At 41.5% G+C, this 16444-nt stretch carries 11 protein-coding genes; 4 read left to right on the top strand and 7 right to left on the bottom strand.

Annotated elements, in window-relative coordinates:
- Nucleotides 1-28: 28 nt before the first annotated feature.
- Nucleotides 29-544 (bottom strand): hypothetical protein, encoded by a 516-nt coding sequence (locus NH399_RS02430; RefSeq protein WP_253036825.1) that lies wholly within the window; start codon nt 542-544, stop codon nt 29-31.
- Between the two features lie 8 nt (nt 545-552).
- Nucleotides 553-1620 (bottom strand): hypothetical protein, encoded by a 1068-nt coding sequence (locus NH399_RS02425; protein ID WP_253036824.1) that lies wholly within the window; start codon nt 1618-1620, stop codon nt 553-555.
- Between the two features lie 521 nt (nt 1621-2141).
- Between NH399_RS02425 and NH399_RS02420 the strand changes: the two genes are divergently transcribed.
- The gene (locus tag NH399_RS02420) at nt 2142-3074 is read left to right on the top strand and encodes a cation diffusion facilitator family transporter (protein WP_253036823.1); all 933 of its coding nucleotides are present in this window, start codon (nt 2142-2144) and stop codon (nt 3072-3074) included.
- An 8-nt stretch (nt 3075-3082) separates the two neighbouring features.
- Here the strand turns inward: NH399_RS02420 and NH399_RS02415 are convergent, their stop codons facing one another.
- Both NH399_RS02415 and NH399_RS02410 read right to left on the bottom strand, forming a co-directional pair.
- Nucleotides 3083-5353 carry a serine/threonine-protein kinase gene (locus NH399_RS02415; protein WP_253036822.1) on the bottom strand — a complete coding sequence of 757 codons (2271 nt, stop codon included), beginning with the start codon at nt 5351-5353 and terminating at the stop codon, nt 3083-3085.
- A 10-nt stretch (nt 5354-5363) separates the two neighbouring features.
- The gene (locus NH399_RS02410; protein WP_253036821.1) at nt 5364-5921 is read right to left on the bottom strand and encodes an ECF-type sigma factor; all 558 of its coding nucleotides are present in this window, start codon (nt 5919-5921) and stop codon (nt 5364-5366) included.
- A 258-nt stretch (nt 5922-6179) separates the two neighbouring features.
- Here NH399_RS02410 and NH399_RS02405 point away from each other — a divergent pair, with 258 nt between their 5' ends.
- Together NH399_RS02405 and NH399_RS02400 are read left to right on the top strand one after the other, a co-directional pair.
- The gene (locus NH399_RS02405) at nt 6180-8348 is read left to right on the top strand and encodes a hypothetical protein (RefSeq protein ID WP_253036820.1); all 2169 of its coding nucleotides are present in this window, start codon (nt 6180-6182) and stop codon (nt 8346-8348) included.
- Nucleotides 8349-8501: 153 nt separating this feature from the next.
- A complete protein-coding gene (locus NH399_RS02400; RefSeq protein ID WP_253036819.1) occupies nt 8502-9779 on the top strand; it encodes a hypothetical protein in 1278 nt (425 codons plus the stop codon).
- A 73-nt stretch (nt 9780-9852) separates the two neighbouring features.
- Here NH399_RS02400 and NH399_RS02395 read toward each other — a convergent pair whose 3' ends face one another.
- Complete coding sequence (locus NH399_RS02395) at nt 9853-10611, bottom strand: DUF4097 family beta strand repeat-containing protein (protein ID WP_253036818.1); 759 nt, start codon at nt 10609-10611, stop codon at nt 9853-9855.
- Nucleotides 10612-10841: 230 nt separating this feature from the next.
- Between NH399_RS02395 and NH399_RS02390 the strand changes: the two genes are divergently transcribed.
- On the top strand, nt 10842-12476 hold the full coding sequence (locus NH399_RS02390) for a fibronectin type III domain-containing protein (RefSeq protein WP_253036817.1): 1635 nt from the start codon (nt 10842-10844) through the stop codon (nt 12474-12476).
- Between the two features lies 1 nt (nt 12477).
- Here NH399_RS02390 and NH399_RS02385 read toward each other — a convergent pair whose 3' ends face one another.
- Together NH399_RS02385 and NH399_RS02380 are read right to left on the bottom strand one after the other, a co-directional pair.
- Nucleotides 12478-15000 (bottom strand): DNA polymerase II, encoded by a 2523-nt coding sequence (locus tag NH399_RS02385; protein ID WP_253036816.1) that lies wholly within the window; start codon nt 14998-15000, stop codon nt 12478-12480.
- Nucleotides 15001-15873: 873 nt separating this feature from the next.
- Nucleotides 15874-16077, bottom strand: a complete 204-nt coding sequence (locus NH399_RS02380; RefSeq protein WP_253036815.1) for a hypothetical protein — start codon at nt 16075-16077, stop codon at nt 15874-15876.
- Nucleotides 16078-16444 lie beyond the last annotated feature (367 nt).

Here is a 16444-nt window from a genome sequence, read left to right as displayed (position 1 = left end):
TAATACTTAGTTGAAGCTTCTTATGCTTTCATATATCTTCATCGGCTTCTCTTTCTTCTCTTCTATGATGAAGATCATTTATAAATAGCACATTGCTGTATATGACATAGAGAATAGATTCCACCTGAAGTAGGCTGAGTATTGAAATGAGAGATATTAAAAGAGATTTTGATACTAAGATAGTGTCTTGATCAAGTGAAAAGATTGGATAGAGAGCCTTTAAGAAAAATATAATCATAATGGCTAAAACAACAAGGGCTGATTTTATTACACTTCCTACTAAGCCCTCTAATCTTTTCGTTTCTTCAAGTGACTCACTGAAGTCAACATGCTCTATTTTCTTAGGATTTGAAATTCTAACTAGAGCATTAGGGTATAAAAAAGCTATCCATATACCCATTAAAGTAAAAACCATGCTGGAAATTGAAAGCAGAGCACTTAAATAATCTTTTAAACTTGAGTAGCTATAATTATAGCTCAGCTTGTAGTTTGCTATAGCAATAATTGAAAATAAGAGTGTGTAAGCTAGTAATCTTAAAATCATTACTTTTCCTAGTTAAGATTTTCTTTCTTTGAACTTTCTTTTATCGAACGGCGAATAGGGCGTATGTAGCGCTCTCTATCTTTCATGATCTCTTTGCAAAGTTGTTTTCCGGTAAGGATGTCGTCAGATTTTTTCAGTACTGTTATATTATCTCTGAGGCGATATTTATCTACCCAGTATACTCCAGATTCTGTTTTGAAGCCTATGTTATTCCATTCGCCATTCTTTCTGTTTTCTTTTGCATTTTCCTCAATTATCTTCTTTATTTGATGGGCTGATGGCTTCGCTTCTGCTTGGATTTCTATCTTTCTTTTTTTTGCTTTTGGTTTTGTTGGAACTAAAGGGATGACTTTGTTGAACATTTTTATCCATTCATTTTTCTCGTCTTTGCTATCAACAATAATAGTTTCTCTTCTTACAATGTGAGTGACACTTTTGGCTAATCCTTGAAGCTCTGAACTTGAAGTGTTGAGGCTTTTAAGACTAATATTGAACCTATACATCAGGCGGGAACCATCAGATTTTTCATGGGTAATTCTAACAAAACCTTTTTCAGTTACTTCTTTTTTTCTGTTTTTATGTTTCACTCTATTGTTTATGCAAGACTTTATATAGTCTTCAAATAGTTGCGCGTCACATACTGAGTGATCAAACTTTATAGAAACAACTGTATTGAATTCTGGAATTATCCAGTAGTAGCAAGGTCTTCCCCATATTACTTTTTCTCCTTGGAAACCACTTGTATATTTTATAACTTTGTTACTTCCAGTAGTACTGTTTTCTGGGGCCCCCCAAAGTGTGCCTGCGCTATCTGTATCCGACTTCCAAAGAACTATAAAATAGTCTCCAGTTTCTTTATTCTTAAATATGTCTTTGCAATAGCACTTTGCTTTGTTTCTGTTCTCGCTTGCAGGGTCCCATGGTATAGTAGTAGGGAAAGATCTATTACTCACCCAATCAGATATTAGGTCAAATGTTTCCTTTAGGTCACATCCGTAGTTGGTTTCGTTCCCTGGTTTATATAGTCCGCATAGGTCAACATCAAAAAAATTCATATGGCCAACATCTACTTTCATTATTACCTTCTCTTCCCAAAATTGTTTTTTTATTAGTTATTTTTGTTCACATGCTCGAACATTAAGTTACCAGCAATAAACGGGAGAGACATTACCGTAAGGAGGCTAATTGAATAAATGATTGCAATAAGAGATTTTTCATAATCTCTAGAAAGGTATATGTTGATTCGTGGCAATAACAAAAAAAGATTTCTTGATTGCTTTTCAATCAGCACCCATGTAATTAAGTGAGTTTGTAAATTCTGAGTTTTAAATTTTTCGAGCTATTTGGGAGATATATTTCGTCCATTTTACTTCTAAAGTAACTCTTCGAGTACATTTATTAGAACTAGTATTATTCTCAAGTTATTTATCAACTAGTTGGAAGCACCCATACTATCTAGCGTACAGGGTTTTTAATTTATGCATACTTCAAAATTTCTAGATACTATACTCATATAGTAATGCTTCTCGTTTCCCAGTAGCTTATTGCTAGGAAGTTTTTCTAGAATAAGCGCTTTTCAATCAGGAACTTCTATTTCATGTCTCACAGTCATGGAGCCCACGATCACTCATGTCATGGGCATGCCCATAGCAAAAATGAGAAAAAACTGGCCACTGCGGCTGTGTTAACGGGCAGCTTCATGATCGCAGAAGTGGTTGGGGGCGTTATTTCTGGTTCTTTGGCCCTGATTGCTGATGCCGGGCACATGCTTACAGACTTTGCTGCTTTGGTGTTAGCCTGGATTGCGCTGCGTCTTTCTCGACGACCTGCAGATAGTATTCGAACCTATGGTTTTGAGCGCTTCTCTGTTCTCGCAGCTTTTGTTAATGGGCTCTCGCTGTTTGTTATTGCTGGATGGATCTGTGTTGAAGCCTACGAACGTTTAACTCAACCTGTCGAAGTGTTAGGGGGAGTGATGCTATGGATTGCCATCGCTGGATTTGTAGTGAATATTCTGGCCTTTTGGATGTTAACCCGTGGAGAAGGTGAAAACCTCAATGTTAGGGCTGCTGCGTTACACGTTGCTGGGGATTTATTGGGTTCGATTGCAGCCATTATTGCATCCATTGTCATCATCTATACGGGATGGACTCCGATAGATCCTATCTTATCCGTTTTTGTCGCTGTGATTATCCTGCGTTCAGCCTGGATGGTAATCAAAGAAAGCGCTCAGATTCTATTAGAAGCCGTGCCCAAAGGATTTGATAGAGACAAGGTTATCAAAACCCTGGAGCAAGAAGTTGAAGGCGTTGTTCGAGTGCATCATCTTCATGCCTGGTGTATTAATCAGGAGCGGGCAATGGCTACTCTGGAAGTTGAAGTAGAAGCAGGTACAGACCGTCATAAAGCGAGAGAGCGGGTTAAAGATATTTTGGAAAGCTCTTTTGCTATCGGTCATGCAACCGTTGAAGTGGAAGAGAGCTCTACTCAAAAAGAAAAGAGCACTCCACATCAATGCAGAGTGCTTTAAGCAAAAGCTTACTCACCTAACACTTCAACCATAAAAGCCTTTAACTTACTATTAATGCCTTCTCTCTCCACTACGCCAGATCGAAAAGGGGCTTCCATTTGTCGAGCTACATTGGCTGCATAATCACGCTTACCTAGCTTTAGATAAGTCTCCATCAATGATATAGCTGTGAACAAAGTGATCGGCGTTTCTAACTTTTGTATTTTTAGTTGACCTTCGAATGATCTGAGGAACATTTCGGCGGCTTTGTCATATTGCTTTCGATCATAGTAGATATGACCAAGGTTGCGCATGGTATCTAAGGTGTAGTAACTGTCTTCACCAAAGATCTTCTTTTGAATAACATAGTTATCGCTGAAGTGCTGGTAGGCTTTATCGTAGTTATTCATGATGCCGTAATAGTTTGCCAGGTTATTACGAGTAAAGGATGTATCTTCATGATTAACCCCAAGCACTTTTATTCGAAGTGCTAACAGTTCTTCTGCCATTTTAACGCTTTGTAATTTTTTCTCCATGTCGTCTTCTTTCATTCCTACATAAAGGAGATTTACTGAAGCGTTATTGAGATTACTCATGGTTTCTGCGTGAGCGTTTCCGAGATGCTTTCGTGCAATGGCGAGGTTTTCGTTGGATATATCTAGAGCTTTTTGATGTTCTCCTTTTGCACTTTCCAGTTCCGCAAGTTCTGTATAGAGCTGAATAACCTCGACAGATGAGCGAGGGTATTTTTTTTGCAAGAGTTTTAGTGCTTCGTTTAAATTAGTTTCTGCTTTGGTAAAGTTTCTTAAACCTTTGTGAGAGCGACCCAGGGTAAAGTGCAGTTGCACTTTTACATCATCTTGCGCTTCGGTAAAAGCGGCCAGTTTTTTCTCTGCATCATCTAAAAGGTCAATGACTTTAACATTGATACCTTTTTCTCTCGGGTCGACAGAAGCAAAAATGTCGCTGATAAATTGACTGACTGCTTCACTTTTCTCCAACTCCTGTTGAGCTTTTGCTAATGCTTTTCGCTCTTTATCTAATGACCACAAACTCACACCTGTTGCACTGATTAACATGATTGTGACCATGGCTGCAACGGCGGTAGAAAAACGATTTCGCTTAAGGAACTTTTTCAATTGGTAGCTTGTAGATGAAGGCAGCGCGTTGATGGGGTAGCCTTGCTGCCAGCGTTGTATGTCAAAAGTTAGCTCCGCTACTGATGCATATCTTTCCTCTGGCCGCAGGTGAATCGCTTTAGCGATGAGTGCATCAAACTCGAAGTTAAGTAAGTGCCTGAGTTGCTTATTAGAGAGCTCTCTCTGATAAGCCAGCTCCCGTTGTTTATCATTATTGATAAACAGGTGACTGATTTTGAGCGCAGGCTGCTTTTTCTGAGCAAAAACATCTTCGACTGACGCCCCTTCTTTAATAAAAGGATTTATGCCAGACAAAAGTTCACATAGCACTAAGCCCAACGCATAAACATCCGATCGAGTATCAGCTTGCTGATTCACATCCAATTGTTCTGGGCTCATATAAGCAGGGGTACCGAGACCGGCAGGGTTATTCAAGCCTTCGCTTATGTCACTATCCAGTTGTTGTTCTGCAATACCAAAGTCAATTAACTTGGGTTCTGCCTGGTCACCATCAGTGGCGATCAGAATATTCTGCGGTTTTAAATCACGATGAATAATCCCTTTTTGATGGGCATATTGAACCGCATTCGCAATTTTACTAAAAAGCTCAAGGCGCTTTGGGATTGATAGTTGATGGCGTTGACAATAGGTTGCCAGATCAACCCCTTCAATTAACTCCATAATAATAAACGCGTGGTCATCAACCGTAACGCCGGCATCATAGATATGAGCAATATTAGGATGTTTGAGCTGAGCTAATACATTGTGCTCAAAAGATTGCTGAGTGAGCGAGTGGAGCAGCTTTTGACGAGTTATTTTAATGGCGACTTGATGATCAAATTGTTGATCTGCTCGGGTTGCCTTAAAAACAACGCCCATACCGCCTTCACCAATAACCTCACTTATCGTATAGGAACCTACTTGATCACCGACATTCAATTCTAGCTGAGTGTTGAGTAACTGATTGGCATTATTCATTACCAGAGTACGTAGGCCTGGTCTTTCTGATTGCTCAGATTCGGCTTTGAGCATCTTGCGTACTTCGCAAAGAATGTCATTGGAGTGTTCGAGCCGTTGTAGCCGATGATGTTGTTGCTCAGGTGTTAACTCAACCAGTTCATCAAATAATGATTTGATGGTTTTCCAATCATTTGCGTTCATAGGTTTCTTATTAGTGTTGGCTTTTTAACCAGGCGCGAGCAGCCCGAATGTCTCGTTCTACTGTAGCGATGGATACATCGGTTACGTCGGCAATTTCTGGATGAGTGAGTCCCCCAAACAGAGATAACTCCAACATGGCCGAGGCTCGTTCGTCGAACGTGGAAAGTTTAACAAGCATATCATCCAGCATAATAAGCTCATCCATAGCTTGATGGTAGGGAATGACTTCATCATCAAAGGTGACGGATTCTTTGTTCATACGTCGCTTATGCGAGTTTTTGCTTTTGGCGTGATCTACCAAAATTCGACGCATGGTTTTAGAGGCTACGGCCATAAAGTGCTTTTTGTCGTGCCAGTCGATATCGGTTTCGGCTAAACGTAAAAAAGCTTCATTGACCAAAGCGGTTGCTTGAAGAGTATGCCCAGCATTTTCGCGGCGCATATAGTCTCTGGCTAAGCGATGAAGCTCGTTAATCAGAGTTGTGTCTAGCTCGTTTTTGGTGGAGACGTTACCTTGCCTCCACTCACTCAGAGCTTGAGTCAGGATTACGGCTGAGTCGAAAGTCATATTATTAGAAACGTTGTTTTTTTGAGTCGAGGTTATTTTATCAGTCGCTCCATAGGCCAGCAATTTTCTGACACTGGATATATTACCAATGAGATATTTTTGAATGAAAAGTCATCGTTTTTCCTCTTTTTAATCTCATATTGTATTTCTTTTTCAAGAATCGAATTTTTTTTGATTTTTTATGAGGGGATTTTGAATCTGTTTTCGCTTTCTTGGTTGAGTCATTTAGAAACGTTGACATAATTATTGGAGAAATTTATGGACACCCAAAAGCGCAACCACACAATAAAATCTGCCATTGCAGTTTCTTTGGCACTCGGTACCTTATCAGGTTATGCCGCGCCTGCTTTCCAGCTCGGTTCGGAGGAGCTGAAAGATGCCATGCTTGATACCTTAACGGCAGCATCATCAAAATCGCTGAACAAAACTGGCGACACCATTCGATACCAATTAGACGCCTTTAAAGTGGATTTAACTTGTCATAATGGATGGTTAGATATTTCTGAGCAGTATTCCAGCAATGCGACTTATTATCAGTGTGAAGGTTCAGTTGAGCTTGACCCTGTCGCTGGTGATCAAACCCCGGTTATTGCTAACACGATTAACACTTATCAGTTGATCGTAGCCAGCAACGGTGAGTTTTTTGGCGAGTTACGTCAAATTCCCAATCTGGGTTTTGATGGTTCTAGCTGGTTAACTGACAATACCAGTGCAAGCCGTTTTGCATTTGCGGTGGCTAAAGGCGCTATTCTTAATGATTATGCGAATATTGCGGTCGGCCTTCCTGAAAATCGTATTATGGCATTTTTTGATATGTCGGCCACTGATGGTGGGAAAGTGAATTTAACCGATTCCATTGAAGCCTCCTTTGGCAGTAATTCAGCCAGCTTAAAGTTTGTGCTGGATTGGAATGATCCTCTTTATTATTTCGAAACAGATTTCTTTACTAAAGGCGCGTTAAAATCCAGTCCAGTTCAGCTAAAAGCACAAGGTTTGTCGTATCACGGACGTTTAGGATATGCAGCCGACTATCCATTGTGGAATGGTAGTGAATGGCAAGGTGCGAGCTGGGATTCTGATCACTGGATAAAAAGTGATAATTTTGATTCAACCAAATTTACACAAACTGGTCATGTGGTTGTTGGTGGAACCATTAAGCTTCAGCCTTATCCGATTTCTATCGATGGTATGTTCAATGTGAATTATGACGCCAATGGTGATGGTTTAGGCGGCGGACAAGGAATAGCCAACAAAATTACGAACAAGTTAACAGAAATGGTCAGTGATACTGCGGTTGCTGGTAACGGCGCACTAAAACTGGACCTGGGACAGTACGCTGGCTTGAAGTTTGCCATGACGTTAGGTAAAGGCTCTGTTAATTTTAATACGGCACAAAAGTCCTTTTCTTACTGGGCAGAAAGTGTTGAAGCTTTTACTGGCGGTGCTGCCGGGAATATGATTGCTAAATTAATGAAAGGCATGCAAACGCCAGAAGTACAATCTTATGGTCATGTAGAAATTGATGACTCTAAGATTTCCAGTTTTGACGCTTTTATGAAAGCGGATTTGTCACACAACGGATACATCTTAAAAGGCTACCAAAATATCCATTTCAATACGCCTGGTTTTAAAGATGGTATGAAGATGAAAGGTCGTTTTGGTTACAAAGGCTCTGATATCGGCTTTAAACTGGAAGTTGACGACAGCACCTGTAAAACAACCATTGATACTGGCAGCAGTGTGAGTGTCGGTGGCTACAGTCTGGGTAATGTATCGTTTGATTTATGTAAATCCATCGATAGCTCTATTATTCCTATCTCTGGTATTGTTAATGTTGCGAACGAATCCATTCAGGTGGCAGGAAATACTGCCGTTAATGCTGCAAATACATTAACCTCAGCGGCTAATCAAACGATTGATATGACGAATGGTACTGTAGAGCAAGCGACGGTCGAGTTAAAAGAGACTGGAGTTCAGGTAAAGAATGCTGTAGCAAAATATGGTAACAAGGGTAAACAGTTTGCAATGAACACTTTGAACTACTCCTCTGCCAGCAAATTTGCCCAGAAGTTCTCTAGCTATATTGCGAATAATGGCCTAAGTACTGGAGATTTGTCTCTAGGTGGTTCTAAGTTAATTAAATGGCAAACATTTAAAATCTATGGTGGTGGAAACTACCGCGCTAAAGTTAATGGACTTCAAGTATCTGCCGAGCATACATCTAACTTGAAAGTAAAGTACTGTGCTAAAGTAAAAATAAAGGGATTGCCAAGCAAGCAAACTTGTAAAACGGATAGTTTAAATACTATCTCTGGTAATCTTGACCTTAATGGTTGCTTTAACACTCCCAGCATGAACAAGTCGTTTAAGTTGTTAGGTGTGAGAGTGAAGTTTCCTATCCCATCTAAGAAGCTTTGCATGTTTTAGTCGAAAATATCGACATAAAAGGGCGGCTTGACCGCCCTTTGTTTATGCAATACGTATATTATTTTATCAACTCTTTTCTTTTGAACCTTAGCTGTTGTATTGTTTAGTCTCGTTCTCTCCAACAAAAAAATAATAATCTGGAGGATGCTATCGATGATTAAGCATTTAAGCTTTTGGTTAGGTGTATTTATTGCCGCTATATTAACCATTCCTATTGCTTATGGTGTCATCTCACTAGTTGAAGAAAGGGCCGCTGATATAGCCTCGATGATATTTGGGGTGGTTTTTACTATTTTACTCGTTCTTTTTATTGCTCTGTTCTGGGGCGATAGCATCATGAAAAAGCTAGGCCTGACCGTCAAAAAAGACATGACGAGTATTCTGGAACTTTCATCCGAAGTGATTAAAGGTGTTATCGATAAAGATGTTGATAAGTCATTGGACTCGACAAAGGAATTAAGTCAGGTAGTTGTTGCCTGGTATAGTTGGTCAACCTTGTATAAATGGGTACTACAAACCAGTATCGCATTGTTATTAGCCTTTGCGGCATTTGCTGGTACAGTGCTTGTCTTTGAGCAGATCCGTAAAATTGAAGAACAGACCCAGCAGCTTAAGTTACAAGGTGATTCGCTCAGTATTCAAAATGAACTATTAAGCTTGTCGATGACCGAGGAATTTAGAAAGCAGCTTGATAGTGGAGCTAGGAAAAAAGCCCCCGCGTCTTTTTTATATGACTTTCCTGAATGTAAAGATACCGATAAAGAGGGTAAGAAGATGTCGCTCTCCGTAAGCCATGATAAAACATTTTTCAGCGAGCCGAATCCTTCTGTTATTGCGTCTTTATCTAATCTTGCAGCCAATGAAAAGATAACCAGCAAAGTGGCTGACTCCATGCGGTCTCTACTACGAGATGAAAGTGGAAAGGTTGCTCTCGGTGCGTTAAAAACATTGGAAGAATCAAAGCTGGCCTACGAGACTGAAGAAGTCGTTGTGCAAAACATAGTGGCAGAGGATGTTCTGCTTAACTCAAGCCTGACTATTGTTTTTGTTAATAGTTATGTTGATGGATTCTCTTGTGATGACTGTGTTGTAAAGTTCTATGATTCTTATGCTCGTAATATTAAAGCTAGAAAGGTGATGTTAAATACCAGCTGGTTAGAACAAGAGCAAACCTTAGGTGAAGAGTTACTGAAAATTGAAGAGGCAATCTGGTCTATTATTAGCATGCCTAATCACACCTACTTGCCTACATTGGCGAGCGATGGAAGGTTTATTGAAACATCTTTTTTGCTAATGTGGGGAGAGGGGATGACTCGATTTTCGGTGGCGAGGGCAGGTGAACAGAATATAGTGCCTCCAACACCAGCCGAATGTGGACAATTCCCTTATCCTCAATTTTGTTCTCTTTCGGATGTGTTTTCTTGTCAGTAACGATTGGTTAAATAGAAAGGGCCTGCTAATGCTGGCCCTTGGTGAGTGCTAGTAAATTGAGTTGCTATGTTTATTAGCGACTTTTAACGCGAATGCTGCCATTTACATTTTCCAGGTCAATAGAAGCGCCGCCAGAACCCACTTCACCACTCATGCTCGAGCCTACGTATTTACCTTTCTTTACGTAAATACCAAAGTCGTTGTCGATAGAACCGCTAACCGTTTGAGCATCGATACGGGCATTGGCATTATTAGGGAGCGTGAGCTCAAGTGAACCATTGACTGAGCTTAATTCAATACTTTGAACGTCGCTAACATTTTTGAACGAAACATCGATAGCACCGTTAACAGTTCTAACATTAACATCAGAGGTGTGACTGTCTGTTGTGATTTCGCCATTGACCAGATTGGCATTTAATTTTCCGGTGACGCCTTCGATATTGAGATCACCGTTAACCAGATCGATGCTTTTTAAGTTAACGCTTTTAGGTACCGTTAATGTGTAACTTACTTTAACGTAACCACTGTTGTAGCTGCGATCTTTTTTATGCTTGGTTTTAATTTTTAGGCGATCCTCTGAGGCATCAATCTGAACTTTAACACTGTCTCTTCTTTCTTGATCCGATGCTTTTACATCCGCTCTTAAGCTAACTTCGCTACAATCACACGAGGTTATCTCTACGTTTCCATTAACATTTTGCAGGATGATGTTACCTGTGGGGCTGAAGTCAAATTGCTTGTTAATGACATCGTGAACATCTGCAAAGGCATTCAAAGATAATAAGCCTGCCGTTAATGACAGTGCGATTCCTGTTGATTGACGTAGATTCATGAGGCTTCCTATTTTTTATACTGTTGGTTTATTGGTTAGTCGCATGAAGTGACAAAAGGGTTTAAAAAGGGTTTAAAAAGATTTTCGATTTTTTGTCAAAGTGCTTTAACTTTATGGTTTTATTAGATTTATATTGATTTGAGATTGGCGATTTTACTTTAGAACTCATCATTTTATCTCTGATATCATATAATGACTGGGAAACTTCTCATTAATGGATGGTGCATGTGATGAAGCGGTTAGAGTGGTTTTTGATCGGGTTAATCCTACTGACAGGATGCTCAAAAAACAGTTCTGAACCAGCGGTTAGCGATACCGAAGCGCCGACAACGCCAGCTAATGTAATGGCGACGGCATCTTCATGGTCGGAGATCTCGCTTCGCTGGGATGCCAGTCAAGATAATGTGGCGGTTACAGGCTATCGAATTTATCGAGACAATGCTTTGTTAACGACGGTGGTTTCGACGCAATTTTCTGATACAGGGTTGGTGGCCAGCACCACCTATCAATATGCAGTCGAAGCGTTTGATGGAGCGAATAATGCCTCGTCTCGTTCTGCTGTAGCTCAGGCTACGACTTTCGCAGCGACTCAGTGTAATGATGGCATCGACAACGATTCGGATGGCGCTATCGATTTTCCTGATGATAGTGGTTGTCAGTCTGCAGATGATGACGATGAATCCGATGGCCAGGTCGCTGACAATGAGCCGCCAACGACGCCAGGTCAGTTTGTTGCTGCCGCCATCTCAGACACTCAAATCGATTTAAACTGGCAGGCGAGCCAAGATAATGTGGCGGTTACCGGGTACCGCCTGATGCGGGATAATGTTGAGATTGTATCTGCAGCGATATTGTCATACAGCGACACTCAGCTAACTGCCAATACCTTATATGCTTATCGTCTTGAGGCTTATGATGCGGCTGGAAATGCTTCCGCACCGACGACCGCCAGTGCGACGACCGCTGTTACACCCAAGTCTGTTTGTGTTGACGGCAATTGCAGTTTTGCTCAGCTACAGCCCGCTTTTGATGCCGCGCAAGACGGCTCTACCATTACCATCAATGGTGAGTGGAGCACTGGAGCGAGTTTACGCGCAGATAATGTCACTATTGATGGGGCAAACGGATTTCTAAATGGCGGTCATGTAGAAGGAAAGGCCGCTTTGGTGATCAAAGGTACGAACACTCGCATCGAAGGTATTGAGTGTGCCAATATCAGCGTGAATGACAATGGTGCCTGTATTCGTTTTGAAGGGCAGGGGCTTACCTTAAATAACGTTCATTTTCGTGACAGTGAGCAAGGCATTTTAACCGCGGTTGACTCAGGCGGTTTGATATTAATTGAAAACAGTCGATTCGAACGTTTGGGCTTAAATGGTTTAGCTCATGCTATTTATGTGAATGCGGGAGAGTTAATTGTTCGTGGCAGTCATATTTTATCGTCTAAGAGCGAGGGCCACGAAATCAAAAGTCGGGCAGCACGAACGACCATTGAGTCGAGCGTTGTGGCTTCGCTGGATGGTGTCGATAGCCGCTTGCTCGATATTTCTAATGGCGGTGTTGTTGTTATTCGTAATAATGTATTGGAACAAGGACCCAATAGTTCAAACAGTCAGGCCATCGGAATCGGTTTAGAAGGCGTAACCCATACCACTAATTCTATTTTAATAGATAACAACATTATTATTCTTGAACGGGTTGGCTTTGATACTCTGCTAGCCGCATCCGGTATGCCAGCCGCTACTATAACCAATAATATTGTGGTGGGGGGCAGTGATCCTGATGGCAACAATCAGTGGTTTGCTAATCGTGCTGCGGCGGGCTACGCTGACTATCCTTTCTTACCCGATGTACCTCAAGGGTAGCTTATCCAAACAAATCGATTTGACGATCGGTAATCTGTCGAAAAGAAGTATCAAGGAAGTGCAAAATTCCATCACAGATGGGTTCTATCTGTCGTTCTATATAAAGATCATAATCCAGCTGAGATCTTCTGCATTCAAGAGGTTCTGGGCCGTTAACTGTTAGATAGTATTGTATCCAACCGCCGTTTTGATAACGTGAAGGTTGTCCTGTGTTAGAACGGTGTTGTTCTGCGATTCGTGCTGCTTGTACATGAGGAGGCACATTTTTTTGATATTCATTCAGACGTCGACGAATACGCTTGCGGTAAATCAGCTGTTCATCGTGTTCGCCGTTACGTATCGCCTCAACAATTTGGATAATGTATTCTTCGTAAGCTTCGTTAAAAAAGACTCGGCGATAAAGTTCGCGTTGAAATTCTCTGGCTATCATCGTCCAGTCGGTGCGCACCGTTTCCAGCCCTTTAAATACCAGTTCCGGTTCTTGATCGGGTTTTACAGCTAATCCGGCATAGCGTTTTTTAGTGCCTTTTTCTGAACCACGAATGGTCGGCATTACAAACTGCTGGAAGTGTGTTTCAAACTCGATCTCTAAGTAACTGTCGATGTTATAAGTCTCGGTCAGGTAGTTTTTCCACCAGGCATTGAGTGTATCAGCAAGCTCTTCGCCGATAGACCGTATCGAGCTACTATCGATCTTAGGATGATACCCCTTTAGCCAAACAAAGACCGAGTCCGTGTCGCCATAGATGACTTTGTAACCCTGTTCTTCTATCAACTTTTGTGTCGTGTATAAAATAAAGTGCCCACGTAAGGTGATTGAGCTGGGCAGGCGAAAATCAAAAAAACGACACCCAGGCGTTCCGAGCACACCATAAAAAGAATTCATTAGTATTTTGATGGCTTGTGACATTGCTGCGTTTTTTTGCTGCTTAGCCACGTCTCTCGCTTGCCATAGCTCGCCAATAATATCCGGAAGTAGCGCTTTTTCTTTACTAAACAGAGCGCCGTTGTAGCCAGCAACCAACTGTTCTGTATTTTCTACCTGAGTTTCTTCGCGATTTTTAATGGCTTGGTGAGGCTCGTCTGCAACACCACACACAAGAGCGAGAGGATCAATCTTAAAGGTGCGAATAATACTGGGATACAGACTTTTGAAATCGAGCACCAACACATGATGATAAATACCCGGAAACGAGTCCATCACGTAACCGCCCGGACTGCCTATATCTTCGGGATGAGTTGGAACATTCGGCGCAATAAAACCAGCGCGATGCAAGCGTGGTAAATAACGATTATCGAAAGAGGCAACGGAACCACCAAAGCGGTCCATGGCTAATCCCGTCAATTGCGCCCGTTCGATAGCAAACTCTAGCAGTTGAGTGCGTTCAAAAATATCCCACACCAGTTTGCAGTCTTCCAGATTGTAGGCGGCAAGGGCTTCTTTGTCGTGATGAAATAGCCGAGTAATTTCTTGACCTCTGTCATCCACATTGTGAATGAGCTTACCGCGATCTAATACTTCATTCGCCACATTTTGCAGCGAGAAGCTTTCGAAGTTATAAGTAGCAGAACGCAAGGTATCGATGCCATCAAGTACCAGTCGCCCTTCTATTAATAGAGTATGGTGTTGAGAATTATCGCGTGTTTGTCGCCATTCCGGTTGTGTTTGCCCTCGACCAATAGTGAATGGAACTTTTAAACGATCTGCGGCTTTTTGCAGGACGCGAAAATCAAAGTTCACGACATTCCAACCGATCATAATGTCGGGATCAATATGTTCTAACCAATGCAAAAAAGTTCGTAGCAAATGGTGCTCGTTATCACACCAAACGATCGCAAGATCATCCTCTTTTTTGTTGTTCGGGTTAGGGCGGCCAATCATCATGACACAGGAGGCTGGAAGCTCAGAAGAGGTCTGAGAATCAGAGTTTGCTTTTTTTGGCGTGCCGAAATAATGAGTACTTAAACCGATGGAATAAAGTTGCTCACCGCGCATATCCGTTTCTATATCAATGGATACAACACAATAAGATGGCTGGTATGTCTCTGGAATAATCGTGGGCGCAACACACTCCCAGTATCCAGGTTTTTCTATCAAGTCACCCTGTATTTGAAAAGAACCCGTAATAAACCGCTCCATCAAAAAACGATCCGTTGGTTGTATATCCGCCTCTAGCGGTTGTAACCCTTGATCACGTAACAAGCGACGAGCAAAGTACAGGTGGCGTTGTTCATTAAAATAAATGGCCGTGATCGGCTGATGAGTAAAACTCACTAACTCTAAGGGCCGTGATTGCCAACTGTTGATGGGCAACGAAGATTGCAAACACTGACTAACGTCTTTTAATTGATCCTGCTCAATAAAAAAGACGGCTTTTTGTTGTGGGTAGATGACTCGAATAGGGCCACGATCACTCACCGCCCAAAAGTCGAGCTGCAATTGATTCGTCTTTCGAGAAACAGGATGATCGTTCCAGTGACGAGTCAGCAAAAAGCATTTAGTGGATAGGTTTTGGTTCATCATGCGAGTATACCATTTTACAAACAATTTAGCCGTCGTCTTTCAAATGACACCGTTGTTGACTGCGCTCACTCACCCCAGTCACTTAGTTGATCTAAGCTCAGGGGATTCGTTCGCTGGTCGCCTAGGTGTCATTCGAAATACTTTGGCTAATAAGCCGTCGCTTTGAAATGGCAGCGCTGTTGACTGCGCTCACTCCCCCCAGTCACTTAGTTGATCTAAGCTCGGGGGATTCGTTCGCTGGTCGCCTAGGTGCCATTCGAAATACTTTGGCTAATAAGCCGTCGCTTTCAGGTGGCAGCGTTGTTCACTGTATTCTCTCACCTCTAGGATTGTTCCAACAGTAACAAAAAACAGAACACCGCAAGAAGGATTGAGTGGAAATTAAGGGAAACAGATATAGCGACTGTAGAGCTTGCTAGGCCGTAGTAGCGAATGAGCAGACTTAACGCCATCTCTTCTCTGTGCGGTTTATAGAGATTTTATGGAGCGCAAATCTATATGATGGTACAAAAGGTGTACTATATGGAGCCACCAAAACAAATAAAAAACAGATACTTGCAGACGCACAAGTAAACAAATGAGGAAAATATAGGGACCAATTGATATAGTCAACTCCCCCGTGTTTAATATCAATGAGTTACGTTAGAACAACCCACTGTAGCACCCCTGAGCAGCCAAAAGAGAGGTGTTAGGAGCAGCTTTAGGGGCTTATGGGGGAGTTTGAGGCTGCCTTATTGATTAATTGGGTTCTCGGATTTCTGCAACAAAACAAACGGGGAAAGATGCGTCACTTAATTTTCCTCCATATAGAAGTGAACGAAGTATCTTCTACCTGCTATAAGAATTACTATATGAAGTACTATAGGTATTACTTTACTTAGTATTATGCTCATCTTCTTCACGCGCCTTCTCTATAATTCTTCTTACAATAAAAGAGAATACTATTACCAAAGCCACGCCACTCACTGCCGAGGCAAGCGCAGATAATAATTGCGTTGGATTAATAGCAACATTCTTTGAGAAGGAAGAGAGCATGGTGAACATTGCAACCAGTCCAAGAAAAATGTTTGGATACATGTTAAGACTCCAGCTGCCTACTTTATCCCATTCCAAAGGCTTTATTTCCCCGGCTGTCTTCGCTTCCATAGGAAGAAAAGGAAGAGTCCATTATTTCTTTGATTAAATCTGACACTAACCGGTCAACAGAGTAGATTAACGACTCATCTAAGTTATATCGTTTTGCAGTAGCTTTGATTAAGTGTCGTATTATTTCTAAATTAAAAACTTCCTCTTCGGGTACTCAAGCTTTCATTGTCAGCATAATCTCTCGATTGGCAATTCTTACAGTTTCTTTTTATTTCGTTTTGCACGGAACTGGGATATAGCAGCGGTCAGAGCGTAAACAATAATTCCACCTGAAATACTTATAGTTCAAGGATTGTTA

This window comes from Pleionea sp. CnH1-48 (genome assembly GCF_024124665.1).
In the GTDB taxonomy this organism is placed as follows: Bacteria; Pseudomonadota; Gammaproteobacteria; order Enterobacterales; family Kangiellaceae; genus JAMXSB01.
The sequence above is the reverse complement of the archived record's forward strand: the minus strand, read 5'-3'. Positions and strand labels throughout refer to the sequence as shown.

Excerpts from the sequence above, each read along its gene's own strand:
- NH399_RS02430 (WP_253036825.1), bottom strand. The coding sequence starts at position 544 with ATGATTTTAAGATTACTAGCTTACACACTCTTATTTTCAATTATTGCT.
- NH399_RS02425 (WP_253036824.1), bottom strand. The coding sequence starts at position 1,620 with ATGAAAGTAGATGTTGGCCATATGAATTTTTTTGATGTTGACCTATGC.
- NH399_RS02420 (WP_253036823.1), top strand. The coding sequence starts at position 2,142 with ATGTCTCACAGTCATGGAGCCCACGATCACTCATGTCATGGGCATGCC.
- NH399_RS02415 (WP_253036822.1), bottom strand. The coding sequence starts at position 5,353 with ATGAACGCAAATGATTGGAAAACCATCAAATCATTATTTGATGAACTG.
- NH399_RS02410 (WP_253036821.1), bottom strand. The coding sequence starts at position 5,921 with ATGACTTTCGACTCAGCCGTAATCCTGACTCAAGCTCTGAGTGAGTGG.
- NH399_RS02405 (WP_253036820.1), top strand. The coding sequence starts at position 6,180 with ATGGACACCCAAAAGCGCAACCACACAATAAAATCTGCCATTGCAGTT.
- NH399_RS02400 (WP_253036819.1), top strand. The coding sequence starts at position 8,502 with ATGATTAAGCATTTAAGCTTTTGGTTAGGTGTATTTATTGCCGCTATA.
- NH399_RS02395 (WP_253036818.1), bottom strand. The coding sequence starts at position 10,611 with ATGAATCTACGTCAATCAACAGGAATCGCACTGTCATTAACGGCAGGC.
- NH399_RS02390 (WP_253036817.1), top strand. The coding sequence starts at position 10,842 with ATGAAGCGGTTAGAGTGGTTTTTGATCGGGTTAATCCTACTGACAGGA.
- NH399_RS02385 (WP_253036816.1), bottom strand. The coding sequence starts at position 15,000 with ATGATGAACCAAAACCTATCCACTAAATGCTTTTTGCTGACTCGTCAC.
- NH399_RS02380 (WP_253036815.1), bottom strand. The coding sequence starts at position 16,077 with ATGTATCCAAACATTTTTCTTGGACTGGTTGCAATGTTCACCATGCTC.